The sequence below is a fragment of the Caballeronia sp. LZ065 genome (assembly GCF_031450975.1).
Classification (GTDB): domain Bacteria; phylum Pseudomonadota; class Gammaproteobacteria; order Burkholderiales; family Burkholderiaceae; genus Caballeronia.
This window is the reverse complement of sequence record NZ_JARUXV010000002.1, coordinates 557,726-583,759: the sequence shown is the minus strand read 5'-3', so window position 1 is coordinate 583,759 and position 26,034 is coordinate 557,726. Positions and strand designations below refer to the sequence as shown.

Annotated in this window: 25 protein-coding genes; 19 read left to right on the top strand and 6 right to left on the bottom strand. The window is 63.7% G+C overall.

Going from position 1 to position 26,034, the window contains the following annotated elements:
• Window positions 1-91: 91 nt before the first annotated feature.
• On the top strand, window positions 92-1,372 hold the full coding sequence (locus tag QCE63_RS16825) for an MFS transporter (RefSeq protein ID WP_309834539.1): 1,281 nt from the start codon (window positions 92-94) through the stop codon (window positions 1,370-1,372).
• Window positions 1,373-1,492: 120 nt separating this feature from the next.
• Entirely contained in the window at window positions 1,493-2,731 is a 1,239-nt protein-coding gene (locus tag QCE63_RS16820) for a porin (protein WP_309834538.1), read from the top strand.
• Between the two features lie 121 nt (window positions 2,732-2,852).
• Here the strand turns inward: QCE63_RS16820 and QCE63_RS16815 are convergent, their stop codons facing one another.
• The 5 genes from QCE63_RS16815 to QCE63_RS16795 all read right to left on the bottom strand — a co-directional run bounded on the left by QCE63_RS16815 (window position 2,853) and on the right by QCE63_RS16795 (window position 7,133).
• Window positions 2,853-3,062 (bottom strand): hypothetical protein, encoded by a 210-nt coding sequence (locus tag QCE63_RS16815; protein ID WP_309834536.1) that lies wholly within the window; start codon window positions 3,060-3,062, stop codon window positions 2,853-2,855.
• 431 nt (window positions 3,063-3,493) lie between these two features.
• Window positions 3,494-4,369 carry a transporter substrate-binding domain-containing protein gene (locus tag QCE63_RS16810; protein ID WP_309834534.1) on the bottom strand — a complete coding sequence of 292 codons (876 nt, stop codon included), beginning with the start codon at window positions 4,367-4,369 and terminating at the stop codon, window positions 3,494-3,496.
• Window positions 4,362-5,132 carry an ABC transporter permease gene (locus tag QCE63_RS16805; RefSeq protein ID WP_309835470.1) on the bottom strand — a complete coding sequence of 257 codons (771 nt, stop codon included), beginning with the start codon at window positions 5,130-5,132 and terminating at the stop codon, window positions 4,362-4,364. Before QCE63_RS16805 ends, QCE63_RS16810 begins: the two co-directional genes overlap by 8 nt.
• A 79-nt stretch (window positions 5,133-5,211) precedes the next feature.
• The gene (locus QCE63_RS16800; protein ID WP_309834533.1) at window positions 5,212-6,051 is read right to left on the bottom strand and encodes an ABC transporter ATP-binding protein; all 840 of its coding nucleotides are present in this window, start codon (window positions 6,049-6,051) and stop codon (window positions 5,212-5,214) included.
• Complete coding sequence (locus tag QCE63_RS16795; RefSeq protein WP_309834532.1) at window positions 6,048-7,133, bottom strand: ABC transporter substrate-binding protein; 1,086 nt, start codon at window positions 7,131-7,133, stop codon at window positions 6,048-6,050. The genes QCE63_RS16800 and QCE63_RS16795 overlap by 4 nt, the downstream gene beginning before the upstream one ends.
• A 516-nt stretch (window positions 7,134-7,649) precedes the next feature.
• Here QCE63_RS16795 and QCE63_RS16790 point away from each other — a divergent pair.
• Window positions 7,650-7,859 (top strand): dodecin, encoded by a 210-nt coding sequence (locus QCE63_RS16790; protein WP_309834530.1) that lies wholly within the window; start codon window positions 7,650-7,652, stop codon window positions 7,857-7,859.
• Between the two features lie 232 nt (window positions 7,860-8,091).
• A complete protein-coding gene (locus QCE63_RS16785) occupies window positions 8,092-8,505 on the top strand; it encodes an NUDIX domain-containing protein (RefSeq protein ID WP_309834529.1) in 414 nt (137 codons plus the stop codon).
• A 136-nt stretch (window positions 8,506-8,641) separates the two neighbouring features.
• On the opposite strand, the gene QCE63_RS16780 is transcribed toward QCE63_RS16785, so the two are convergent.
• Window positions 8,642-9,493, bottom strand: coding sequence for an IclR family transcriptional regulator (locus QCE63_RS16780; protein WP_309834527.1), 852 nt, complete (start codon window positions 9,491-9,493; stop codon window positions 8,642-8,644).
• A gap of 230 nt (window positions 9,494-9,723) precedes the next feature.
• On the opposite strand from QCE63_RS16780, the gene QCE63_RS16775 reads away from it, so the two are divergent.
• The 15 genes from QCE63_RS16775 (at window position 9,724) to QCE63_RS16705 (ending at window position 26,015) form a co-directional block, all read left to right on the top strand.
• A complete protein-coding gene (locus tag QCE63_RS16775) occupies window positions 9,724-10,968 on the top strand; it encodes an acyl-CoA dehydrogenase family protein (RefSeq protein WP_309834525.1) in 1,245 nt (414 codons plus the stop codon).
• A gap of 26 nt (window positions 10,969-10,994) precedes the next feature.
• The gene (locus QCE63_RS16770) at window positions 10,995-12,167 is read left to right on the top strand and encodes an LLM class flavin-dependent oxidoreductase (RefSeq protein ID WP_309835469.1); all 1,173 of its coding nucleotides are present in this window, start codon (window positions 10,995-10,997) and stop codon (window positions 12,165-12,167) included.
• 68 nt (window positions 12,168-12,235) lie between these two features.
• Window positions 12,236-13,861, top strand: coding sequence for an ABC transporter substrate-binding protein (locus QCE63_RS16765; protein ID WP_309834524.1), 1,626 nt, complete (start codon window positions 12,236-12,238; stop codon window positions 13,859-13,861).
• Entirely contained in the window at window positions 13,858-14,877 is a 1,020-nt protein-coding gene (locus QCE63_RS16760; RefSeq protein WP_309834522.1) for an ABC transporter permease, read from the top strand. The genes QCE63_RS16765 and QCE63_RS16760 overlap by 4 nt, the downstream gene beginning before the upstream one ends.
• 32 nt (window positions 14,878-14,909) lie before the next feature.
• Window positions 14,910-15,767: an ABC transporter permease gene (locus QCE63_RS16755; protein ID WP_309834520.1), complete on the top strand. Its 858-nt coding sequence runs from the start codon at window positions 14,910-14,912 to the stop codon at window positions 15,765-15,767.
• Window positions 15,764-16,792: an ABC transporter ATP-binding protein gene (locus QCE63_RS16750; RefSeq protein ID WP_309834518.1), complete on the top strand. Its 1,029-nt coding sequence runs from the start codon at window positions 15,764-15,766 to the stop codon at window positions 16,790-16,792. The genes QCE63_RS16755 and QCE63_RS16750 overlap by 4 nt, the downstream gene beginning before the upstream one ends.
• Entirely contained in the window at window positions 16,782-17,774 is a 993-nt protein-coding gene (locus QCE63_RS16745; RefSeq protein ID WP_309834517.1) for an ABC transporter ATP-binding protein, read from the top strand. Before QCE63_RS16750 ends, QCE63_RS16745 begins: the two co-directional genes overlap by 11 nt.
• A 32-nt stretch (window positions 17,775-17,806) precedes the next feature.
• Window positions 17,807-19,408, top strand: coding sequence for an ABC transporter substrate-binding protein (locus QCE63_RS16740; protein ID WP_309834516.1), 1,602 nt, complete (start codon window positions 17,807-17,809; stop codon window positions 19,406-19,408).
• Window positions 19,409-19,443: 35 nt separating this feature from the next.
• Window positions 19,444-20,670, top strand: a complete 1,227-nt coding sequence (locus tag QCE63_RS16735; protein WP_309834514.1) for an acyl-CoA dehydrogenase — start codon at window positions 19,444-19,446, stop codon at window positions 20,668-20,670.
• A gap of 139 nt (window positions 20,671-20,809) precedes the next feature.
• Window positions 20,810-21,049, top strand: a complete 240-nt coding sequence (locus QCE63_RS16730; protein ID WP_309834512.1) for a hypothetical protein — start codon at window positions 20,810-20,812, stop codon at window positions 21,047-21,049.
• A gap of 101 nt (window positions 21,050-21,150) precedes the next feature.
• Complete coding sequence (locus QCE63_RS16725; RefSeq protein ID WP_309834510.1) at window positions 21,151-22,485, top strand: LLM class flavin-dependent oxidoreductase; 1,335 nt, start codon at window positions 21,151-21,153, stop codon at window positions 22,483-22,485.
• A 54-nt stretch (window positions 22,486-22,539) separates the two neighbouring features.
• Window positions 22,540-23,577 carry an ABC transporter substrate-binding protein gene (locus QCE63_RS16720; RefSeq protein ID WP_309834509.1) on the top strand — a complete coding sequence of 346 codons (1,038 nt, stop codon included), beginning with the start codon at window positions 22,540-22,542 and terminating at the stop codon, window positions 23,575-23,577.
• Entirely contained in the window at window positions 23,574-24,383 is an 810-nt protein-coding gene (locus tag QCE63_RS16715; protein ID WP_309834507.1) for an ABC transporter ATP-binding protein, read from the top strand. The genes QCE63_RS16720 and QCE63_RS16715 overlap by 4 nt, the downstream gene beginning before the upstream one ends.
• Complete coding sequence (locus QCE63_RS16710; protein ID WP_309834506.1) at window positions 24,383-25,201, top strand: ABC transporter permease; 819 nt, start codon at window positions 24,383-24,385, stop codon at window positions 25,199-25,201. The genes QCE63_RS16715 and QCE63_RS16710 overlap by 1 nt, the downstream gene beginning before the upstream one ends.
• Window positions 25,202-25,217: 16 nt before the next feature.
• Window positions 25,218-26,015, top strand: coding sequence for an ABC transporter permease (locus QCE63_RS16705; RefSeq protein ID WP_309834505.1), 798 nt, complete (start codon window positions 25,218-25,220; stop codon window positions 26,013-26,015).
• Window positions 26,016-26,034: the final 19 nt, after the last annotated feature.

Here is a 26,034-nt window from a genome sequence, read left to right as displayed (position 1 = left end):
AGAGCGTCAGACGTGCGCAGAAAACTCAATGGCGTTTCGTTCACAGCAGACTGCTCGTTGCCTTGTGCATCGAGGAAAACAGGAGAGAGATATGGATGTCAGCCCGGACGAGATCATCGCCAAGATAAGGCGGCATTTGATTCCACTGCTCATGCTGTGCTATTTCGCGGCCTATCTGGACCGCATCAACTTGAGTTTTGCCGCCTTGTCGATGAACGACGATCTCGGACTGTCGCCGTCCGCGTTCGGCGCTGGAGCCGGGATCTTCTTCCTGGGCTACGTCGTGTTCGAAGTACCTAGCAACCTGGCGCTGCGCCGCTTTGGCGCGCGCCGTTGGTTTGCTCGAATCATGCTGACCTGGGGGATCATCTCGCTCCTCTTTGCCTTCGTGCGAACGACCCCGCAGTTTCTCTCGCTACGCTTGCTTCTGGGGGTGGCAGAGGCCGGCTTCTTTCCAGGCGTCATCTTCTATCTGACGCGCTGGTTTCCCGCTGCTTATCGCGGGCGAATCATTGGCGCGTTCGCCATCGCCATTCCTGCATCATCGATAGTCGGGGCACCGCTATCCGGATTCATCCTGAGTCTGGGCCGTGTCCACGGTCTGGCGAACTGGCAATGGCTCTTCATCATTGAAGCGATACCGTCGCTGATCCTCGGCGTAGCATTACTGAAATGGCTCGTCGATAGCCCGGAGGATGCCACATGGCTCAACGAGCATGAGCGGCATTGGCTGCGGACCACGCTCGCGGCCGAAAAGCATGAGCCGTCCTCGATGAGTGCCCTGAGAAATCCGCGGGTATGGCTACTCGGCTTCGTGTATTGCGGGATTGTCTGCGCGAATTACGGCGTAACCTTCTTTCTTCCCCAGATCGTTCACGCGTTCGGGACGTCCATCACCGTTACCGGATTACTTTCCGCTCTCCCCTATGCGGCCGCAGCGATAGGCATTTCGCTGTGGGGCGCCCGGTCCGACCGCAAGCTCGAACGGCGCTGGCATTTGATGATCCCCAGCATCGTTGCGATCCTCGCGCTGGTCCTTGCCGCCGTGACCGACTACCCGCCCGTCAGACTGGCTGCGCTCATCGCCGGCGGCTTTGGCGCCTTTGCCAACTTGCCGGTCTTCTGGACCATCCCGCCCGCGATGCTCACACGGGAAGAGGGGCCGGTCGGAATCGCGATCATCAGTTCGATTGGAAATTTGGCCGGCTTTTTTGCACCTTACGCGGTTGGGATGCTAAAGGAGCACACCGGAAGCTTCTCAAGTGGAATGCTTGCTCTGGCGGCATTCGTTTCACTCACCCTGCTCACCGCGGCGATCATTCTACGGCCGCGTGTCCCGCACGAAGGGGCGGCCCATCGTGCAACCAGTTGACCTGCGCTCGATCCGGCAGCGTCGCGATCGCGATGTTCGACCCGTGTCATCCAGTCGATGGCTTCGATCCATGTGACATCGATAACTTTCATTCTGAAAATCACAATAAAGGAGATAGCAATGAGGCTTAGGTACATTAAAGTGATCGCGTCCTTCGGTGCGGTGCTACTTGCGAAACCAGCACTCGCGCAAAGTGCCGTGACGCTCTATGGATTGATAGATGCTGGCCTCGACTTCACGAGTAACACGCAGACGGGGCGCCCGGCCAGCGGCCCCCGAGGCGCAAATCAATACTCCCTGCAGGACGGAGCAACCGGCGGCATCCGTGGCAGCCGCTGGGGTCTGAGGGGCGCGGAGGATCTCGGCGGCAACATCAAGGCGATCTTCGTGCTTGAAAACGGCTTTGGCATCGGTAACGGCACCCTCGCGCAGGGCGGGGCCGAATTCGGGCGGCAGGCATTCGTCGGTCTGCAATCGCAATACGGTAGTGTCACGCTTGGCCGCCAGTACGACTCCGTGACTGATTTCACCCAGCCGTTTCAGTCAGGGGCGCAGTGGGCCGGATACATGGGCGGACATGCGGGCGACGTCGACAATACATTGAACACACGCCGCAGCAACAACGCCGTCAAGTTCACGAGCCCGGATTTCAATGGGCTCAAGTTTGGCGGCCTCTACAGCTTCGGCGGTGTTGCTGGATCGATCGCAAGAAATCAGATCTATTCGGTCGGCGGCAGCTACAACCGTGGGCCGTTGGGCCTGGGCGTCGCATACTTGAATGCCCGCTCTCCGAATCTCGGCATCTATGCAACCAATCCGAATGCCGGCACTACCGCGGCCAGTAACAATCTAGGGTCGCTTGGATCGGCTACCACACCCGAGTCCAATCCGATCTACGCAGGATACGCCTCCGCGTCGACCTTGCAGATCATCAGCGCGGGAGGCAATTACCAGTTAGGCTCGCTGACGCTGGGAGCCGCGTATTCGAACGTGCAATTCCGGGGACTGGGTTCTTCTTCCGGACCCAATCCGCTTGGCTATGCGGGTATTGCCAAGTTCGACAATGCCGAAGCGAACTTGAAGTATCAGATCACCCCGGGATGGCTTGCAGGATTAGCCTATGTCTATACGCACGCGAGCGGTGCCGACGGCCGTGGCGGCGCGCTGTATCATCAAGTCGCCATCGGCACGGACTATTTCCTTTCGAAACGGACCGATGCCTATATCGTCGCGGTCTATCAGCATGCGGCTGGGACGGACTCGCTGGGTCAACCGGCGGTCGCCTATCTTACTGGGCAGACTGCTTCCGCAAACAACCATCAGGTAGGCGTCCGCGTTGCGATCGCACATCGGTTTTAGATGCTATGAGTGCGGATTCACATCCGCTGCTCTCATGGCGCCTGCTCAACGCGGAACGTGCCCGATTCTTTCTCACCGGTACGCGAATAAAACGCCGTGCCTGCGAGGGCGGCAGCGACGGCTACCGTTGGGTCGTGCTGCGTGCAGCGAGTAGCTCGGGCAAGTCACCCTTGCGAACCTTGGCCAGCGTGTCTGGCGCCAACCAGGTCTCTTCCATCGCTTCGATGCCTTCTTCGATGATCCGCTGCAAAAAGAACGACTGCTTGCACCCCGTCGCCTCCGCCAGACCGCGCAACCGCTGTTCGGTGACAGGGTCGATGCGCACCGCCACGACCGGAGATACCGGGCTACGGTACGAGAAGAGTCAGCCCCTTTAAACTGCCGACCGCCGTTAAAACCTCATCATGGAAGGTATGCATTTGTGGAAGGAGTCACCATTCAAGATATGTTTGCGAGAGAACGGGAACAGCATTTGACACAATGCTGCCTGCAATTCTTGAGGACAGACGCATGACGTTATGGGTCAACGTTGCATGCAGCATCAGCTACAAAAGCTACAGACCAGGAACGATGTTCTGAAGCGGGCGTTCGTGATGTTTTCGGCGAAATGGGGAAAGCGAAAGCCGCCCGAAAGTCGATGCCTTTGTGCTGTTCTCCGTTTCGTAGCCGTGCCCGCGTGACAAGAAGCGCTTCCGGAAAAGCGCTGGACATTTGTTCCCGCAAAGAATCGTGCCGTTGACTCCCTCAACGACCAGACGCGCTTCAGTGACAGTACAGATCGTTCTGGGCGTTGAACATTTCGAAGGCAAGCTGCGTCGCGTGATCCCGACGCACGCTCGCAAGCCAACGCTGACGCCGCCATGCGGACACGGTCCGTTCGACGAACGCGACGCTCGCGACGCCGCCCGCGGGCAGTGCGATGAACGCCGGCGTCGGCGCAAGCGTGCCCGGCAATACCCGGTAGTAGGACCAGTCGGCTTGCCTGAGTAGCGCGCGGATGACGTATTCGTCGTCGACGAGCGCCGCGCACTCCCCGGCCTGAAACGCCAGCAGCGCGTCGAGAGGACGGTCGAAGCGTTGCACGCTCGCCTGAAAGTCTCGTGCGGCGCCAGCGGCGAATGGACTTTCACGCGACGCGCAAATGCCCCTGCCTTTCAGATCGCCCCAGTCGCGCACGTTGCCGTGGCGCAGCACCAGCGCCAGGCCTCGTCCGGACGAATAGGCCGTCGGCGCGAAGCTGATCGACGCATCCGGAGCAAAGGGCAGTCCGGCAATGGCAATGTCAGCGCGGCCCGATTCCACCTCCGCACGCGCACTGCTTCGCTCGACGAGCCGCAGTTGCACCGGCAGCCCGATGCGCCGTCCAATTTCTTCCGCGAGGGCAACGGCGTAAGCCTCCGGAGCGCGCACCGAACGGTCCACCTTGCCGACGAACAAGGTCGGCGCGGGCTGCGACGGCACCGCGATGATCAGGGTGCCGCGCGCTCTGGCGGCAGCGAAGGCTTGCTCGTCATCAGAGTCCCGGAACAGCGTGAGCGCCGCAAGCAACAAAACACACGCGGCGACCAGAACGGCAGCGGTCAGCGAACGCCGCCGCCCATCGCTTGCAAGTGCGTCCGCCTGCCCCGCTCTAGCCATTTTGCGCGAGTCCGACCCGCCAGCGCAGCAGACGCTTCTCCAGCAGCGACAGGCTCTTGTTGATCAGCAGGCCGAACACCGCCAGCAGCACGATGCCGGCATACATGTCCGGAATCTGGAACGTCTCCTGCGAGTTGAGCGTGTAAAAGCCGAGACCCGAGCGTGCTCCGATCATCTCCGCCGCGACCAGCGCGGTGATGCTGTAGGCGCCGGCAAGCCGGATCCCCGTCAGGATTTCCGGAAGAGCGGCCGGCAACACCACCTTGGCGAAGATGAAGCCCTGTGATGCGCCCATCGATCGCGCGCAATCGACGAACACGCGCTCGACCTGCTTGACGCCTGCGATGGTGTTGAGCAGCACGGGCCAGAACGCGGCCCACACGATGATGGCGATCTTCGACGACTCACCGATGCCAAGGAACAACATGAACACCGGAAACAGCGCAAACGCCGACACCTGCCGCAGCAGTTGATAAAGCGGATCGATGATGCGCTCGGCGCGCCGGAACCAACCCAGCGCGAACCCCAGTGCCACCCCGCCCGCGACCGCAATCAGCAGACCGGAGATCGAGCGCAGCGCGCTCGCGGCGAGATGCTGCCAGACGTCGCCGCTGTCGAAGAGTCGCGCAATGGCGAGCGCCACTTGCGAAGGCGGACTCAGATAGGCCGAGCCGACAATGCCGAGCCGTGGCAACAGTTCCCACAGCAGCACGAACACCACGAGCGCGATCGAGCGCTCGAAAACCACCGAGAGGCTCGCCATGCGGCGACGTGTGCCGGCGGTACCGGAATTCGGCGCGATCAGCACTGGAAGGTCCCGAAGGGAAGTCGGTTCAGGCACCTTACGCTCCTGTGTACGTGTCGGTGATGCGCTCGGCCGCCGATCCGTGCGCCGATCCGAGTTCGGGCTTCAGGCTCGCCCACGCACGCTGTCGTAGTTCGACAAAGGCAGTGGAATGACGCACGGCTGCATCGCGCGGACGCGGTAGATCGATGTCGATGATCTCGCGCACGCGACCTGGCCCACGCCCCATGATGGCGACGCGATCCGCCAGAAAAATGGCCTCGTCGATGCTGTGCGTGACGAACACCACCGTCTTCGCGCTGTGCTCCCAGATGCCCAGCAGTTCCTGCTGCAGCAGTTCGCGCGTCTGGGCATCCAGTGCGCCGAACGGCTCGTCCATCAACAGGATTTCCGGGCCATAAGCGAGCACGCGCGCGATCGCCACGCGCTGGCGCATGCCGCCGGATAGCTGATGGGGATAGTGATCCGCAAAGTCGAGCAGGCCCACCAGCCGCAGAAAGCGCTCGGCTTCATCGCGACGCTGCGCACGCTTCACGCCGCGAATCTCGAGCCCGGTCTCGACGTTCTTGCGTACCGTGCGCCACGGAAACAGGGCATAGCCCTGAAACACGAGACCCAGCTTCTGTCGTGCTGCGCTGACGGGTTCGCCGTCCACCGTGAGCTCACCCGAAGTCTGCGGCGTCAGCCCCGCGAGGATACTGAGAAAGGTCGACTTGCCGCATCCGCTCGGGCCCAGCAGAGCCAGGAATTCGCCTTCGCTTACGGCGAGATCGAAGCCGTCGAGCACCGTGTGACTGGCGTCGGTGAGTTGGTTCGCATACGCAAGCGTGAGATTGCGTGCGACGATCTTGTCGCGCGCGCCCGCCGTTTCGCTCATGACCGGTTTCCTGCCGCTGCCGTGGCTGCGTTCGCCTGCGACTGCTTGACGGCAAGCGCGTTGTATTCGTTGGTGTAGACGTCCTTGACCTTCACCTTGCCCTTCGGAATCTTGCCTGCCTGTTCGAGGATGTCGATGTAGTACTGGATCGGCGGTTCCGTCACCACGAGATCCTTGACATAGGCATAACGTTCGACGAGTTTCTCGTCGATGCCGAGTCGTTCGGCCGTCAGTTTGCGTGCTTCATCGGGATGCTCGTTGACCCAGTTGCCCGCCTTTGCGATCGCCGTGACGAAGTCCTTGACCGCCTGCGGATGCGCACGGGCGAATGCGCCGTTCACGCTATACGGCGCCATGCCGCCCAACCCATGATCTTCGTCCCAGTCGCTCCACAGTTTGTGCAGTTGCGGGTCAGCTTCGGCGGCGCCGGAGAACGGCGGATGGATGATCGCGATATCCACATTCTTCGTCGCCAGCGCCTGCTGCGACTGGTTGTCCGGCACGACTAGCCAGTTGACCTTCGACACGTCCACACCATGCTGCGACAAATATTTCTTCGTCACGAATTCCGCGCATGCGCCAAAGCTGTTGAATGCAACGGTCTTGCCCTCGAAGTCCTTGGGTCCGCGAATGCCGGAATCCTTGCGTGCGAAGTACTTCATGTGCGGTGCATCGGGCAGCGTTTCGCCGCCTGCCGACACCACCTTGATGTCCGCACCGCTCGCGATCGCCGAAATCACGAGCGGCACCATGCGTGTGCCAAAGTCGATTTCCCCCGTGCCCACGAGCGGAATGATCTGCGGCGCCGAGATCTTGCCGACATACTTGGGCCGCGTGCTGGTGCCATCGAAATAGCCGAGCTTGTCGGCCAGATAGACGAAATCGAACGCCGGATTGTCGGGATATTTGAAGTAGGTAATCTCCTGCTTCGTCGGCGCGCCGGCAATGGATGATGCCGCTGCCGCGGCCGTGTGAGCCGTGTCTTCCTGGGGCTTGCAGCCGCCCAGCAGCAGGGCGGCGCAGGCGACAGCGAACGCGGTAGCGGCAAGGCGCGGCCGGCGCCGCGGAGAAAACGCCTTCATGATGTGGGCCTTCGAATATCAGCGTGAATGGAAAGACTACGGGCTTAAGGTCGCGATGGTGATTTCGGATTCTCGCTGTCCGGTCAGGCGGGGCCAACCAACAAAAGCTGCTTAGGTTAGCTTCAGCGTTCAAATGCAATCTCTGCTTTCGTTCAATATGATCGTTACGACTTCAACACGATCGCATGAGCATGAAATTCGAGTAGCATCGAAGACAACGCTCTTTCCACTGAAAGACGTTGTCGTCAGCAGCGCTTGCAGTCACCGCGCGCCGAAGCATGCCCGATTCGCAGCGCACGCCATAAGAGGCTGGCGGGTTAGGTCCATGCTTCGGATGCCCTACTCTTTCGTTCCAGGCGCAGCATGACTCGGCTACACGTAGCCGGCCGCTCGGCCCATCGTCGCTTCAGTCTCGAATGGAGCGCCCGCGCGTCCTTGACATGCTCGCCCTGCAAGCGCCTGGCGCGCACCTTGCTGATCCTTCGCTGAACCGCCTTCAATCACACGGAGAAGAACATGTCGGAACACGTATACAAGCAAATTGAACTGACGGGTTCATCACCTGCATCGAGCGAGGACGCCGTTCGTGTCGCACTGGAGAAAGCATCGAAAACGCTGCGCAACATTCACTGGTTTCAGATAACCGATACCCGCGGTTTAGTCGAGGACGGCAAGGTCGGACATTGGCAGGTGACATTGAAGGTCGGTCTGCGCATCGAGGACTGATGCATACGGCCGCTCCCGCCGTGTCGAGAAGCGTCGCGTCGTGTCCGGTTTTCACGAGGGGCGCCTCGAAGCGGGTGCGTCCAAGTCTCCCAACCCGGGTCCACGCATTCGCCGCTCGATCGTCAGACAGCCATCGGAGCGTTATCATTCGGGCTCGTACTCCTGACGCGCTGCCTGATCTGGGCGCAATAGAAAACAGGCGGCCCGGCAGACCGTCAACACGACCGGGCCAATGAAGCAACGAGCAACAGTCATTGTCGAACGAGACGGCCGCGTCCTGCTGGTGGCCCGCGCACGTGGGCGATGGGCGTTTCCGGGAGGACGCGCGAAGGCGAGCGAGGAGCTTGACGATGCCGCATCACGCGAGCTCAAAGAAGAGACCGGACTCGAGGCGAACGGGGTTCACTACGCGTTCCAGTTTCGCGGCTTGCGTACAAGGCATTTCGTTTTTATCGCCAGCGTCAGCAAAGAGAGCGAACCCGTTCCTGCGAACGAGATCGTCCGATGCAGCTGGATGCCGCTGGAGGACCTGTGCCGGATCGAGGCGAGCATTCCGACGAAGGGAATTGCAGAGATTTTCCTCAAGCAAATGCATGGCGGCAAAGCCGGTTTGCCCGAGAAGGCGATCCACGGGGTGCTCGTCTAGACCCGCATGGCGACGGCGCAGTCTGCCCAAGGCCTCGTGACCTCATGCGAGTGCGCGCAGGCATGCAGGCCGGCAGCGCGTGCAACGGGTGCCAGAACCGCGTGACCTGAGCGGCCAAGACGGCCACGCACAGCGCTCATTCGAGGAATCGCGCCACGGCGCGCAGCGCGAGCGAGATGTGGCCTAGCATGTTGGCCTTCTCGAGAAGATCGCGTTTCATTGCCTTCATCGCCTCCGCGCCGAAATACTCGCTCGGACCAGACAAGACCAAGGCGCCTATCGCCTTGGAACCCGAGGTTTTCAACACTGCTCCGCAGGCGCATATGCCGGTCACGTTCTCGTGCTGATTGGTGGCGAAGCCCTCTGCGAGCACCGCCTGCAGCTCTTCTTCGAGCTGCGACGGATCGGTAATCGAATCTCGCGTTCGCGCGCTCAGCCGTCCCCCGTTCAGGAAGACGTCGCGTTCAGGCTGTGACAGGTGAGCCAGCAGCAACTTGCCCGAGACAGTGGTGTGATACGGGGCGCTCAGGTGCGTGTCGTAGTACGGCGTCACGCTGTATCTTCCCGGCGCCGATTCCAGCATGGCGCGCTCCTTCCCGAAGAAGAGGATCAGGCTCGCCGATGGTCCATGCCGGTCGCACAATTCGCGCAGCAAGCTCATCGAGTCACGCCGCAATGCATTGAGCGGATGATCCATGACCAGCGGCAAGAGGCTTCGCGCAGATGGCCTATAACGCCCGCTGCGCGTTCGCTCCACCTGACCATGCTCAACCAGCGTCTGCAACAACCGGTAGGCGGTGCTCGCAGGAAGACCGGCGGCTTCTGCAACCTCTGCATGGGCCAGCGCGCGCATCGAATCGTGCAGCACGTTCATGACCTGCAAACCTCGCGCAAGCGAGCCAGTTTCCGCATTGCGTGCACTCGTTCGCTCGGACACGGCCTCCGCTGAACGACGCTGCTCGTCCGTCAGACCGCTTTCTTCGCTCATCCGTCTCTCTCCGGTCTTCGACATCCGGGCGACAGGACATGAATCCCGGATGGCTGGTTTCGTTATGACAAACACATGGTTGAAGGACCCCGTCAATCTCACGACAATGAGAAAAATTATCCAACAGACGGAATTTTCTTTCCACTCATTTGGATTGGAGTGGTCTTCCCGGTTCATCAACCGGTCGACCGATACGAGGCCGCCCGTATGGGTCAACGCTGCCCACCCCCATGACAACCGACTTACAGCCGAACACCCGCGCCGCCGCAGCGACAGACCATCCGTCCGAGCGCGCCCAGCGTGCACTCGCAAGGGCCCGCAGGCTTGCGCAGTCGCTGCGCGGTACCGCCGCATCGCGCGACGCACAGCGGATTCTTCCCTACGATGCACTCGCCCTTCTGCGTGAACACGACTTGCTCAACTTGCGCACGCCATACGCTCTTGGCGGCGACGAGATCGAATACGGCGATGTGGTACGCGTGATCGAGGAACTGGCGCGCGGCGATTCGAACGTCGCGCAGTTGCTCGTCCCGCACTATGTGTATCTGGAACGCATGCGCCTGATGGCCGATGAAGCGCTCGGCCGGCGTCTGTGGCGGCGTGTGCGGGACGGCGCGCTGATCGGCAATGCGTCCACCGAAAGGGGCAGCGCCCGATCCGGCGAAATCACCATCCGCCTCGTGCCTGAACCGGACGGCTATCGCCTTACCGGCCGGAAGTTCTACAGCACACCCACGCTCTTCGCGGATGTCGTCTTCGCCACCGTGCGCGACGAGCGCGACCGCATCGTGTATGCGGTCTTGCCGACGGATCGTGACGGCATCACGCGCGTCGACGACTGGGACGGGCTCGGTCAGCGTGTCACCGGCAGCGGCACGACGATCTTCGAGAACGTGCGCGTGAACCCGGACGAGATCATCGTCGTCGGCGACTGGATGGAGCGTCGCCACTACACGAGTTCCGGCGCGCAAATCCTGTTTGCCGCGCTGAAGTCAGGCATCGCCCAAGCCGCGCTCGACGATGCGCGCGACTGGGCACGCGACGGCGCACGTCCTTCGCGCACGACGGGCGTCGAACAGGTCACGCTCGATCCGTATGTGCAGGCGCTGGTCGGCGAATTGGCGACCGCTGCGCTCAGTGCGAAGCTCGTGTTGCATCATGCCGCCGACGCGCTGACGCAAGCCTCGCATGCTCAATACGCTGATCTGCCAGAGCAGGCGCTCGAAGCCGTGCTGGTCGAAACCGCCGTCAAGACCGCGCACGCGCAACTCGCCACCGAACAGGCGGCATTGCTGATCGCACAGAAGTTGTTCGATGTGGGCGGCACCTCGACCGCGCTCAAGCGGCACAACTTCGACCGCCACTGGCGCAATGCCCGCACCATCAGCCTGCACGATCCCATCGTCTACCGCAGCAAGGCCATCGGTGCGCACCTGTTGCGCGGCGATGCGCCGCCGCTCGGCTTCACCTACTGACACACACGCCTGCGCTCTTGTCCTCCATGACATTCGATTACCTTCCCGCCTCCGCCGATGAGTCCGCCGAGAGCCCGCTCGACCGCGTGTGCCGCCAGCCCTTCAATCTCGGCCTCTTTCTGCCGATTCAGAACGGCGGCTGGTCGATCTCGACGCTGCCGCGCTCGACCGACTGGTCCTTCGACTACAACGCGCGCCTGACGCTGCAGGCCGAGGCACTGGGATTCGATCTGGTGTTCGGACTGGCCCAATGGATGCCCAAGGGCGGCTACGGCGGCGAGACGCACTATCGCGAGATATCGCTCGACAGCTTCATCACGACCGCGGCGCTCTCGGCCATCACCCGCCGCATCCTGCTGATCTCCACGATCCACGTGCTGTACGGACCGTGGCATCCGCTGCACCTGGCCAAGATCGGGGCGACGCTGGATCACATTTCCGGCGGACGCTGGGGCGTGAATCTGGTGACCGGCCATATCGCCGACGAGGCGCGCATGTTCGGTCAGACCCGCGAGGAACACGATGCACGTTATGCGCGTGCAGCCGAGTTCGTCGAGATTCTCGACACGCTCTGGCGCACCGACGCGAACGTGAACATCGAAGGCAAGCACTGGACGCTGCACGATGCGTACGTCTCGCCGCGCCCGCGTCATGGCAGACCGATCCTGATCAACGCGACCGGCTCGAAAGCGGGCTTCGCGTTCGGCGCCCGATATTCCGATTTCGTCTTCATTCCGAGTCCCGTTGGCGTACAGCTCGAACCGACACTGGCTGCGCTGCCGGACTTCACCGGGCAACTTCGTGCCGCTGCAAACGTGACCGGCCGCGCGGTGAGGCCCATCATCAATCCAACGATTGTCAGCGCCGCCAGCGACGAGCTTGCCCAGGCGCGCTACGAACGCATGCTTGCGTCCGAAGACCGCGAAGCGGCGGCCAACTTCAATGCCCGCTTCAACACGAAGACCGGCGCCAGCGACGCACGCGCGTGGAGCACGCACGAGCGCCGGGCCGGCGAGCGTGCGGTGGGCGGCAACCTGCACCTGGTGGGCAGCCCCCAGCGCATCGTCGATGACCTTCTGAGATTGCGCGACGCCGGTTGCGCCGGCGTGCAGCTCACTTTCTTCGATTTCGAGCCGGACCTCGCGCATTTTGGCACGCACATCCTGCCGCTGATGCGTGAGGCCGGCTTGCGGCTTTGAACCTTCGCAAACGCAACGCTGCGCGTTGCAAACGGCGACTCTCCCCCTCTCCTTGCCTGACATAGACCATGCCGAACCGCCGAGAATTCTTCATCAAAGGCAGCACGATCGCAGGCGCAGGCCTGCTTGCTCAATGGAGTCCGTTCGGATCTTCTGCATTCGGCGCACAGGCTGCTTCGGACTCGACCGTGCTGGTAGCCAACACGCTTCCCGAACCCGCCGGACTGGCCGCAGGCTCGACGCCCGCCAATCCGACCAACGTCGTGTCGAGCAACCTGTTCGATGGTCTGATCTCCTACGACGAGAACTTCAAACCGGTCCCGCAGCTGGCAACAGCGTGGACCGAGTCCGCCGACCGACGCACGATCACGTTCAAGCTGCGCGACGACGTGAAATGGCATGACGGCACGCCCTTTACCTCGGCGGATGTGCAGTATTCGATCATGGAAGTTTCGAAGAAAGTACATCCGATCGCGCGTCCCACCTTCGCGCAGATCACCGCAGTCGATACACCGGACGCCCACACCGCCGTGTTCCGGCTCGCTCAGCCTTCCCCCGTCATCTGGGCTTATCTCGATACCTCCTCTGCTTTCATATTCCCCAAACATCTGTATGCCGGCACGAACCCGCTCACCAATCCGTACAACGCGAAGCCGGTGGGCACCGGCGCATTCGTGTTCAAGGAATGGAGTCGCGGCAACTACATCCGGCTCGCGAAGAACCCCGACTACTGGGACCAGGGCAAGCCGCGCGTGGACGAGTTGATCTTCCGCATCATCCCGGATGCAAGTGCGCGCAGTGTCGCCCTGCAGAACGGCACGGTGCAGTACGCACCGCTCACGCCGGTGTCGCTGATCGAGGCACGCCGCCTGGAAAAGAATCCCAGTCTCACGGTCGACTCCAAAGGCTGGCGCTCCAACGCGCCCATGTTCTTCATGGACTTCAACCTGCGCCGCAAGCAGTTTCAGGATGTGCGCGTGCGCCGCGCGATCGCACATGCCATCAACACGAAGCAGCTTGCACAAGCCGTGTTTTACGGCTTCGCCACCCCGGCGACCGGGCCGGTCCCGAGCTATCAGAAAAACTTCTATACCGCTGATACGCCGCAGTATCCCTACGATCCCGCGAAGGCGGAGGCGCTCCTCGACGAAGCGGGCTTCAAGCGCGATGCCAGCGGCGTGCGGCTACGCTTCAATCATCTGAATCACACGTATGGCGAGGATTATCAGCGCGCCGGCATGTTCATCCAGCAGCAGCTCAAACGTATCGGCGTGGAGGTCACGCTCGTCAACTACGACCTGCCTACCTATCTCCGCAAGGTCTTCACCGAGCACGATTTCGACACGATGAGCGCGTTCTATGCGGCGTTCGCCGACCCGCAGATCGGCGTGGTGCGCCGCTACTGGTCGAAGAACATCATCGAAGGCGCGGCGTGGAGCAACGGATCGGGCTACGCATCGCCGGAAATGGATCAGGTCATCGAGACGATTCAGAACGAACAGGACCCGCAGAAGCGGACGCAGGCCATCCATCAATTGCAGGTCATCGCACAGCGCGATGTGCCGTCGATCAATCTCGGCGAACTCCAGTTCTTCCGCATCTATTCGAAGCGGCTGCACAACGTCAACACGACGCCGATCGGCGTATATGCCTCGCTCGGCAATGTGAGCTTGAGTACGACGGGTGGCGCATGAGGACGCCCTCTGTCCCGTCGGGTGCTCGCGCGAAGCGGCGTCGCCCGTGGCCGTATCCGCTGCGGCGCGCGCTGCAGGCGTTGCCGCTGATCGCCTTGATCGCCGTGACGAACTTCTTCTGGCTGCGCCTTGCACCGGGTGATCTCGCCGATGTGATCGCCGGCGAAGCGGGCGCCGCCACACCCGAGTACATGGCCGAACTGCGCCGCCAGTTCGGCACTGACCAGTCCTTGGGAATCCAGTTCGTCGCCTATCTCAAGCGCCTCGCGCATTTCGACCTCGGCTGGTCGTTCCGCTACAACGAGTCGGTCGTGCATCTGATCCTCGAACGTCTGCCTGCCACGGCATTGCTGCTGGTGAGCGCGCTGGTGATCGCCCTCGTCGTGGGCTGCGCGGCCGGCACGCTTGCGGCGGTATCACGCTGGCGCACGCTCGATGTCGCGGTCTCGATCATCTCGACCCTCGGATTCGCCACGCCGCTGTTCTGGCTCGGGCTGATGCTGATGGTGCTGTTCTCGGCGCATCTGCAATGGCTGCCGCCGGGCGGCATGACCACGCTGGGCGTCAGGGCACACGGCTGGGCTTATGTGTGCGATGTCGCGGCGCACATGGTCATGCCTGTCTTTTGCCTGGCCGCCTACTATCTCGCGATCTATGCACGCCTGATGCGCGCGTCCGTGCTCGAAGTCGCCAACCTCGATTTCGTGCGGACCGCACGCGCCAAGGGGGTATCGCGTATTCGCACGGTACTGTCGCACGTGGTGCCGAATGCGCTGCTGCCCATCGTCACGATGAGCGCCTTGCAGTTCGGCACGCTGCTGAGCGGTTCGGTCGCGATCGAAACCGTGTTCACCTGGCCCGGCCTCGGACAACTCGCGCTCGATGCGGTCTCGTCGCGCGACCTCAATCTGCTGCTGGGCATTCTGTTCATCAGTTCCCTGCTGGTATTGGCGGTCAACCTGCTGGCGGACCTCGCTTATGGCTGGTTCGACCCCCGCATCGAGGTGCAACGATGAATCGCGCCGCTTCTCCAGCAGGGAGTGGGCCCTTGCGCTGGCTCACGAGCCTCTCGCGGATCCTGCGCGAGGCGCCCAATCTCATCGCCGGCGCGCTGCTGCTGCTCGCCATCCTGATCGTCGCGCTGTGCGCGCGGCATATCACGTCCTACGACCCCATGGACATGGCCGGCACGCCGTTCCTTTGGCCAGGGGCGGATGCAGGCTTTCCACTCGGTACCGACATGATGGGCCGCGACATGCTGAGCGGCATCGCCTATGGCGCGCGCGTGTCGCTCGAGATCGGCATCACGGCGGGCGTGCTTGCGGCGCTGGCGGGCATGATCGTCGGCGCGGTGGCGGGCTTCTACGGCGGCTTCGTCGACGAAGCGCTGATGCGCCTGACGGAGTTTTTTCAGACCATGCCCGCGTTGCTGTTCACCATCGTCATGGTGGTGGTCGTGCGGCCGAGCGTGCCGACCATCGTGCTGTCGGTCGCGCTGACGAGCTGGCCGCAGGTGGCCCGGCTGGTGCGCGCCGAAGCACTGCGCGTGAGCCGGACCGAGTACGTCCAGGCCGCGCGCGTGATCGGCATGACACGTCCGCACATTGTCGTCACCCATGTCTTGCCGAACGTGATGACTCCGGCCGTCGTGATGATCTCGATTCTCGCAGGCAACGCCATCCTCACCGAAGCCGTGCTGTCGTTCCTCGGACTGGGGGACCCCAACGTGGTCACCTGGGGCAGCATGATCGGTCTCGGCCGCGAATCGCTGCAAACCGCGTGGTACATGACGGCCATTCCAGGCGGCGCGGTGCTGGTCACCGTGCTGAGCCTCAATCTGCTCGGCAACGGGCTGAACGATCTGGCCAATCCGCGCCGGCGCGGCAAGCGACGAGGTGGAGCATGAGCACCCCTGCGCTTCTCGAAGTGAAGGACCTGAGCGTGGCGTTCACGTCGCGCGACGGCGCTGCCGCGCTGGCGGTCGATAACCTGTCGCTCGACATCGCGCCGGGGGAAACGCTGGCCCTGGTTGGCGAATCCGGCTGCGGCAAGTCCACCACGGCACTTGCGCTGATGGGGCTGCTCTCTTCGCCCGACGCCCACGTGACGAGCACACGGATGCAGTTCGACGGCACGAATCTCCGCACGCTGGACGAGCGCCGCTGGCAGGCCCTGCGCGGCGGCAGCATCGGCATGATCTTCCAGGACCCCCTCTCCGCGCTGAATCCGGTGCGAACCGTGGGGCGGCAGATCGTGGAAGCGCTCACGCTGCATCGCGGCCTGCGCGGGCGCCCGGCGCGCGCCGAGGCGCTCGAGCTGCTGCGGCTGGTCGGCATCCCCGAACCCGCGCGACGTTTCGACGACTACCCGCACCGGCTCTCGGGCGGCATGCGCCAGCGCGTGCTGATCGCGATGGCGCTGGCGGGCGAGCCACGCCTGCTGATCGCCGATGAACCGACCACCGCGCTCGACGTGACCATTCAGGCACAGATCCTCGCCCTGCTCGCCTCGCTGCAACGGCAGTCCGGCATGGCACTTCTGCTGATCACACACGACCTGGGCATTGTCGGCCAACTGGCGCATCGGGTCGCGGTGATGTACGCGGGACGCAAGATCGAGGAGCGTCACGTCGATGCCTTGTTCGATGCGCCGCTGCACCCCTATACACAACGGCTGTTGCGCGCCCGGCCTGCGCCTGGAAGCGCCGATGGGAAGCACGCACGGCTCTCCGAAATTCCGGGCGCGGTGCCTGCGCCGGGACTGGCGCCCGGCGGCTGCGCATTCGCGCCGCGCTGTGCGTTCGCGCAGACCCAGTGCCGCGCGGCCACGCCAGACTGGCAGGAGACGGGCGAAGCCGCAGGCAGCGGTGTGCGCTGCGTGCGCGCGACCGACCCGGCCCTGATCGAAGCGAGGCACATTCATGCTGCTTGAAATAGACCATTTGAGCGTGCGTTACCGGACGCGGCGCGGCACGCTGACTGCGGTGGACGACGTGTCACTCTCCCTCGCGCGAGGCGAGACCGTGGGACTGGTCGGCGAGTCTGGCTGCGGCAAGAGCTCGCTCGGCCGCGCGCTGGTGCGCCTCATCGACAGTGACGACGGTGCAGTGCGGCTCGATGGCGTCGATATCGCGCGGCTCGACGCGCGCCGACTGCTGCCGTGGCGCCGCCGCATGCAGATGGTGTTCCAGGACCCGTTGTCCGCGCTCGATCCGCGCAAGACTGTCCGCAAAACCCTGTCGCTTCCGCTCGAACTGCATCGCATCGGCACGCGCGCGGACCGGCGGCAGCGGATCGACGCATTGCTCGAGCAGGTCGGACTCGCAGCGCATCTGGCAGACCGGCTGCCGCACGAACTGTCGGGCGGGCAGCGGCAGCGCGCGAACATTGCGCGGGCCTTGTCCATCGATCCGGATATCGTCGTGTGCGATGAGCCGGTGTCCGCGCTCGATGTGTCCCTGCAAGCCCAGGTGCTCAATCTGCTGGCCGATCTGCAGGGCCAGCGCGGCATGGCTTATCTCTTCATCAGTCACGATCTGGCGGCGGTGGGTCATCTCGCGGACCGTATCGCGGTGATGTATCTCGGGCAGATCGTCGAAATCGTGCCGCGCGACAAACTCTGGCGCGACGCGGCGCACCCGTACACACGCCTCCTGCTTGAATCCATTCCCTCGCGGAGCGTGCGGCTGTCGAGCCAGTCTGACGCAGCCGCGGCCGAACTGCCGAGCCCCTACGACCTGCCGCAAGGATGCCGCTTCCGTCAGCGTTGCCCGCACGCGATGCCCGTGTGCGCACAGTCCGATCCGGCGCAGAGCGTCTTGTCGGCGGGCCACACGGTTCATTGCCATCTCTATGGCAACGGCGCACCGGTGCTGGCTGCCGGTGTCGAAAGCGCTGCGATCGTCAACGCCTGATCTTATCCAACAACAAAAGAGGAGTTACCGAATTGATCACCCGTCGCCAGTTCTTCCAGATGGCCACTGCCGCAGCCGCCGCGCCTCTCGTGCCCGGCCTGAGTTTCGCGGCGAGCCCGGACGCCACGCACAAGGACAGTGTCCTGCAGGCATGTGTCGTGCCGGAGCCTTCGGGATGGGTCGCGGGTCTGAGCATCTCCAACCCGGCGGTGATTGTCTCGGTCAACCTGTTCGATGGCCTTATCACGTACGACGATGCGCTGAAGCCCGTTCCGCAGCTGGCACGTTCGTGGGAAGAAACACCTGATCGAAAGACCGTGACCTTTCATCTGCGCGACGACGTGAAATGGCACGACGGCAAGCCGTTCACCTCCGCTGACGTGCAGTACTCGCTGATGGAAGTGACCAAGCGCTTTCATCCTCGTGGCGGCGCGACGTTCGCCACCCTCACTGCCGTAGAGACGCCCGACGCGCATACCGCGATCTTCCGTTTCTCATCGCCCGTCCCTGCATTGTGGGCGGCGCTCGGCGGCTTTGAAACCCAGATCCTGCCCAAGCATCTCTATGACGGCACGCCGCCGCTCACGAATCCGCTGAATGCGAAGCCCATCGGCAATGGCCCCTACAAGTTCGTCGAATGGCAGCGCGGCAACTTCGTGTTGCTCGAACGCAATCCGGACTATTGGGACAAGACCAATCAGCCGCATTTCGAACGCATCATCTTCCGCATCATTCCGGATGCGGGTGCGCGGCTCACGGCCCTGCAATCGGGCGATCTCCGCTACGCGCCGACCGACGCCGTCCCTCTGCCCGATCTGGTGCGCCTGCAAAAAGATCCGCGCTTTGTCGTGTCCGGCCGCGCCTTCGATGGCATTGCACCCATTTGCTTCTTCGACTTCAATATGCGCCGCAAGCAGTTTCAGGATCTGCGCGTGCGTCAGGCCTTCGCTCATGCCATTGACCGCAACGCGCTCGCGCGCATCGTCTGGTACGGTCTCGCAAAGCCCGCACAAGGGCCTATCCCGAGCTATCAGAAGGAATTCTTCAAGCCCGATCTGCCGCAATACGACTTCAACCCGGCCCATGCGGAAGCCTTGCTCGATGCCGCAGGGCTCAAGCGCGGCAGCGATGGCGTGCGCCTGCGCCTGAACAATCTGCCACTGCCCTTCGGGAACCAGTACACGCTGACCGCGCAGTTCATCCAGGCGCAGTTGCGCCGCATCGGCGTGGAACTGCAACTGATCGCGACCGACGTGCCCAACTTCAACCGCCGAGCGTACGCCGACTACGACTTCGACACGCTCACCAACTGGTATTCGGCGTTTGCCGATCCGCAACTGGGCGTCACGCGGCGTTACTGGAGCAAACAGATCAAGCCCGGTTCCACATCCAGTAATGCGAGCGGCTACTCGACACCTGAAATGGACCAGGCAATCGAGGGGCTCGTTTCCGAGGCCGACCCCGTCAAGCGCAAACCGTTCATCGACGCGATGCAGCTCATCGCGCAGCAGCAAGTGCCCTCGATCAATTTGCTCGAACTGCATCTTTATTCGATTCACGCCGCGAGCCTCACAGGCTTCAGCCCGACACCGGTAGGGGCGTATTCGTCGCTTGCCAGTGTGCAGAACACCTGAGCGCAGGCCCCACAACGTGCGAGAGATACGACACCATGAACACTGTCACCGACACGCCCGCCGTGCTCCATCCGCGCTGTCCCGCGCCAGGCAGCGCCGAACTGCGCGCACTCATCGACGAAATCGCCGCGGGCAGCGAGGCGCGCGATCGCGGCGAGGCCGATACGCGCGACGTCATCGAGCGCATTCGCGCGGCGCGGCTCGGGCTGTTCCGCCTGCCGGCATCGCAAGGCGGCGCGGGTGCCACGCTGCCGCAGCTTTACGAACTCGTGCTCGATCTCGCCGCCGCCGATTCGAACATCCCGCACATCTTGCGCAATCACTTTGCCTTCGTCGAAAAAGCGCTGCGCGCATCGCATCTGCCGCAATACGCGCGCTGGCTCGACCGTATCCGCAACGGCGAACTGTTCGGTCTGGGCGCGAGCGAGATCGGCACGCAGAACGTGGGCGACGGCGACGGCGACGGCAACACGCTGCTCGTGCCGCGGGGCGACGCGTTCAGTCTCACTGGCGTCAAGTATTACAGCACCGGCAACCTGTATTTCGATCACATCATGGTCAATGCGAAAACGCCCGAGGGACATTTCGTCGCCGCACGCGTGGGTGTGCATGCGCCGGGCGTGGACGTGCGCGATGACTGGGACGGCATCGGCCAGCGCCTTACCGCGAGCGGCACGACCGTCTATACCGATGTCGCCGTGCAGCCGCATGACGTGCTGCCGCTCGAGGAAGACGTGAAGATTCCGCATCAGGCCACGTTCGCGCAACTTTGGCTCACGACGATCATCGCGGGAATCGTGCGACGCATCGCTGACGACGCCACGCAGCAGTTGGGCGCCCGCGTGCGCAACTACTACCATGCCAGCGCCGCACGTCCCGCTGATGATCCGCTGTTGCAGGAAATCATCGGCGAATTGCACAGCGCGGCGTATGTCGCGGAGTCTGCCGTGCTGCGCGCGGGCACGACACTTGGCGCGGCGTTCGAATCGTCGCACGCGGGCCAGCCTGACGAAGCGCTGTATGTCGAAGCGGCGTTGCAGGCCGCGAAGTCGAAAGTCGCGGTGGATGGCATTGCGCTGAAAGCCGCCACGCGTCTGTTCGACGCGGGCGGCGCATCGGCGGCGCGCCAGAGCGCCCGGCTCGACCGTCACTGGCGCAACATCCGCACCATCGCTTCGCACAATCCGGGCGCCTACAAGGCCCGCGCGATAGGCGAACACGCGGTCAACGGCACCGCTCTGCCGCGGGCGGCATTCTTTTGACGGAGGCGTCCGCTACGTCCGGTTCCTTCGGCCATCAACGCACGCCTGATTTCCCCGGCATGACTGCGCCATGACAACGACACTGTCATAGTCTGTGCCATGCAGAAGCCGGTCACGTCGCAGACCGGAGAGGCGTTCCTTGGGCGGGAACAGCAATGGGTCGCGGCGCGAGGGTGACGCGATCAACCTGATCGAGGTGCTCGAACAGCAAGCGACAACGATGCAGCGAAGCCGCGACCGGCAGGGGTTGCCGAAGTCCGCACTGAAAGTGGGCGGACTCAACGGGCAAATCGAACCTGTCGTCGCATGGTCCGAACGCCTTGCCCCATTTCTTAACACGCCGACTGCTTACGTTATCTTTATTCGAGATTTGGGATGACGGAGGGCATCGATATACTCCCGCCCCGTACGCATGACGCTCCGGAACCCGTCCGGTGCGAGACAGCGCTCCCCGTTTGGCCCCTTCTCTGAATCAGCACGATGTCGACCTCCCTGTCTCGCCAAATCAAGCTGGCCGCCTACGTCATGGCCGGCCCGGTCTCGGGTCATCATGGCGGCTGGCGCTATCCGTCCGCGCAACATGACATTCTGAATGTGCGCTTCTACCAGGACCTCGGCCGCCAGCTCGAAGCGGGCAAATTCGACATGATGTTCATGCCGGACATCCAGGCGCTCCCCCGCCGTCTGGGCGACAGCCTCGACAGCCAGCTCACGCACGGCGCGCTCGGCGCGTTGCGTCTCGACCCGCTGCTCGTGCTGACCGCCATTGCCGGCAGCACCTCGCGGCTCGGTCTCGCGGCCACGATTTCGACCTCGTATTTTTCGCCGTTCCAGGTGGCACGCTCGCTCGCGACCATGGACCACCTGAGCGCGGGACGCGCCGCCTGGAACATCGTCACCTCGTTCCAGGACGCGGAGGCACGCAATTACGGCCTCAAGGAGCAGCTCTCGCGCGACGAGCGTTATGCCCGCGCCGAGGAGTTCGTCGACGTGACCTGCAAGCTCTGGAACAGCTGGCACGACGACGCGCTCAAGTGGGACCGTGCCGCGCCCCAGTTCGCCGACCCGTCCCGTGTCGCGCCCATCGATCACCATGGCAAATGGTTCGACGTGGCCGGGCCGCTCAACGTGAGCCGCCCGCCGCAAGGCCGCCCGGTCTTTATCCAGGCGGGCGCTTCGGATCGCGGCAGAGACTTTGCGGCGAAGTGGGCCGAAGTGATCTTCGTCACGCATTCGTCGATCGAGTCCGCGCAGGCGTTCTACGCCGACATCAAGGAGCGTGCGCGCAAGTTCGGCCGCGACCCCGATCAGGTCAACGTGCTGCTCGGCATGGTGCCGGTCGTCGGCGAGACCGATGCGATCGCGCGGGACAAGCAGGCGCTGCTCGACTCGCTGTGCGAGCCGGAAGCCGGCCTGTCGACGCTTTCTTATCAGCTCGATGTCGACCTCTCGCCGTTTCCGCAAGACGAAGTGCTGCCCGATCTCGACGTCGCCGGCGTGCAGGGGCACTACCGCGAAGTGGCCGAACTCACACGCAAGCAGAACCTGTCGCTGCGCGACATCGGCAAGCGCTACGGCATCGGCCCGCTGCGTGACTTCAACGGCTCGGGCAGCGCCGTGGCCGCGCGCATGCAGGAATGGTTCGACGCGCGCGCCTGCGACGGCTTCATGGTGCAGATGCCCTACCTGCCCGGCGGCGTCGAGGACTTCGTGCGCCTGGTCGTCCCCGAACTGCAAACGCGCCGCGTCTTCCGCGAAGACTACGCCGGCACGACGCTGCGCGAGCATCTCGGACTCGACCGCCCGGCGCACTGAGCAGCCAGGGCAGCGCGCCCGCTCCCTATAAAAACCACCGGACTACCACACGTCATGAAGACCACACCGCCCAACACCAGCCGACGCCGCTTTCTCGCACAAGGCACCGCTGCGGCAGCCGCGCTGTCGTTTCCGATGATCTCGCGCGCCGCGCCGCCGACCATCCGCTATGCGAGCGCGGGCGTCGTGGGCCCCGGCGAACTGGAGACGGTGATCTTCAGCGACTGGTTCAAGGCCAACGTGCTGAAGCGTCATGGCAAGGATTACGTGATCGAAACCACGACCGCGCGCGGCACGCCCGGCGTGGCGACGCTGCTTGCCGCCGAGCAGGCCGATCTCGGCACGCTCGCCTTCACGAGTTTCGCCACGCTGATCGGCACGGATGCAGTGCCGGGCGGCGTGAAAGCCGTTGCGGAGATCCACCGTGATGCGGTGAAAGGCTATGCGTCGAACCCGTTCGTCGTGCTGGCGGACAGTCCGATCAAGCGCATCGAGGACCTGAAGGGCAAGTCGGTCGCCGTTAACGCGTTCAACGGCAGCGTCGACATCATTCTGCGCATCGCGCTTCAGCAGCACGGCCTCGACCCGAAGAAGGACGTGCGTGTCGTGGAGATGCCGTTCGGCAACATCGGGCCGGCGCTGCGGCAGAAGCGCGTCGATTGCGGCGTGCTGGCGATGCCGTTCCAGGTGGACGAGGCGAAACGCGGCGGCATTCGCACGCTGTTCGACGCGGTGGGCGTGGTACCGCCCTATCCGGTGTTGTTCCAGAGCGCACGCAACCGCTTCCTGCAGACGCAGCCGCAAGCCGTGCGCGCGTGGCTCGCGGATTACGTCGACGCGCAGCAGTGGATCTACGCGCCCGCGAACCGGCAGAAAGTCGTCGAACTCACCGCGGATCTCGCCAAGACGCCGGCGAAGTCGCTGGACGACTACTTCCTGACGAACAAGGACTTCTACCGCGACCCGAACGCAACCATCTCGGCGGCGAGCATCCAGCCGCCGGTCGATGCAATGAGCAAGCTGGGCTTGCTGCCGAAGCCCGTTTCCGTCGCATCGTTCGTGGACGCTTCCTACCTGCCGCGTCGCGCATGAACGCCGTCTTGCAGCGCGCGGACGCCATCGCCATCGAGGGCGTATCCAAATGGTTCGACAAGGACGGCACCCGTACCACGGCGCTCGACGGCGTCGACCTGCACGTCGCGCCAGGTTCGCGCGTGGCACTGGTCGGCCCCTCGGGCTGCGGCAAGAGCACGCTGCTCTATGTGGTGGGCGGCTTCGTCGAGCCGAGCGCGGGCACGGCCAGCGCATTCGGCGCGCGTGTCGACGGGCCGGGCGTCGAGCGCGGTGTCGTGTTCCAGGAATACGCGCTGTTTCCCTGGCTGACGGTGGCCGACAACATCGCGTATGGATTGCGGCGCAAGGGCGTGAGCAAGCGTGAGACCGCACGGATCGTCGAGCGTTACGTCGCGCGCATGCATCTGCAGGGCTTCGAGCATCATTACCCGCGCGATCTCTCGGGCGGCATGCGCCAGCGCGTCGCGCTCGCACGCACCTTCGCCACCGAGCCGCCGATCCTTCTGCTGGACGAGCCGTTCGGCGCGCTCGACGCGCAAACGCGCGAATACATGCAGGATGCCCTGCTCGATCTATGGAACGCGTCGGAGAATACGCTGCTGCTGGTCACGCACGACATCGACGAAGCGGTGTATCTGTGCGACACCGTGTACGTGATGTCGCGCCGGCCGGGGCGCATCGTGAAGCGCATCGACGTGAACCTCGATCATGGCGAGGGCCGCGAATCGATCATGCTCTCCGAACGTTTCCGTGAACTGCGCAACGAAGTGTGGCTCGCAGTGCGCGATCAGGTGCGCGGTCACGACGACGAGGCGCACCGCTGATGTTCGCCGCGCTCGCCCGCCGAGAAGAAGTGGTGAAGCCGCTGACCGGCGTGCTGTCCGTGCTCGCGTTCCTGCTTGCGTGGGAAACCGCCGCGCGCCTCGAATTGTTTCCGCAAGGCTTCGTGCCCGCTCCCGCCGAGGTGTGGCGCGCAGGCCTGCATCTGATCCGCAGCGGCGAACTCTTCGGCAATCTCTGGGCGACTGTATATTCGGCCGCAGTCGGTCTCGCGGCCGGAAGCGTGCTCGGCTGTCTCCTCGGCATGGCGATGGCGCTCTGGCCGCGCTTCGACGTGCTCGTGTCGCCGCTCGTGCGCTGTACCTACGCGCTGCCGAAGACCACGCTGATCCCGCTGCTGGTGCTCTGGTTCGGCGTGGGCGGCGCGACCAATGTCGTGGTGGTGGCCGTCACCGCGATGCTGCCGCTCATCGCCTATACGCTGCGCGGCACCCGCGACGTGCCGCAGGTGCTGATCTGGAGCGCGCGGACGCTCGGCACGCCACCGCTGCAGATTGTCTGGCGCGTGCTGTTGCCCGCTGCGCTGCCGCAGGTGCTCGCAGGCGTGCGCGTGGCGCTCGGGCTTTCGGTGCTTGTCGCCGTGTCTTGCGAGATGATCGTCTCCAATCAGGGCATCGGCAAACTGATGCTTCAATATGGCGAGCAGGGCAGCTATGACTACCTGCTCGCCGGTCTCGTCGCGGCAACGCTGGCCGCGTGGCTTGCGGACATTGCGTTGCGCGGCATCTCCGCGCGGCTGCTGCGCTGGCATGAAAGCAGTGCAACGGCCCGCTCACGCCGCGCCCATCGTGCCACGTCCTGAAACCGATCGAGTTTGCATGCCTTCGCTCCGCCTGACGTCATCCTCCGCGCCGACCCTGCCTCGTATCGGCGAGTTCATCCGTCGCGCCTGCCTCACCGCCCTGCCGATTGCCGGCGTGCTGGCGCTCTGGCAACTCGCCGTCTCGCTCGGCTGGGTGCGCGCGATTTTCCTGCCGCCGCTGCCCGCCGTGTGGGATGCGCTGACCGGCATCGTGACGACGTCCCTTATCGCCGACACGCTCGGCACCAGCGTGCTCCGCGCGGTCCTGGGTGTGGCGTTCGCCGCGGCCGTCGGCATTCCGGTCGGCTTCGCCATTGCCGAGGTGCGCTGGCTGCGCTGGTGGTGCGAGCCTTACGTTGCCTTCGGCTATCCGCTGCCGAAGATCGCGCTGGTGCCGGTCATCACCGTCTGGTTCGGCGTGGCGGACTTGTCGAAAATCGTGCTCGTCTTCGCCACCTGTGTCTTTCCGTTTTTGCTCGCCGCGCAGTCCGGGGCCGCACTGGTGCCGCAGAAACTGCGCTGGGCCGCGCTCGCGCTCGGCACGCGTCGCCACGAACTGTTCCGCCGCGTGATCCTGCCTGCCAGCGTGCCGTCGCTCATCACGGGCCTGCGAGTCGCATTTCCCGTCGGGCTGATTACCGTGTTCACGGCCGAGATGGTGTCGGGCGGCGGACTCGGCGAAGCCATCGTGCAGGCGCAGCGCTATTTCCAGTCCGCACAGGTCTATGCCTACGTCATTCTCACGATGATGGTCGGCTATCTGGCGGATCAATTCATCGCCTGGCTGCAACGGCGTCTCGCGCCAAGTGCCTGAGCGTCCCGGCGCTTCTCCG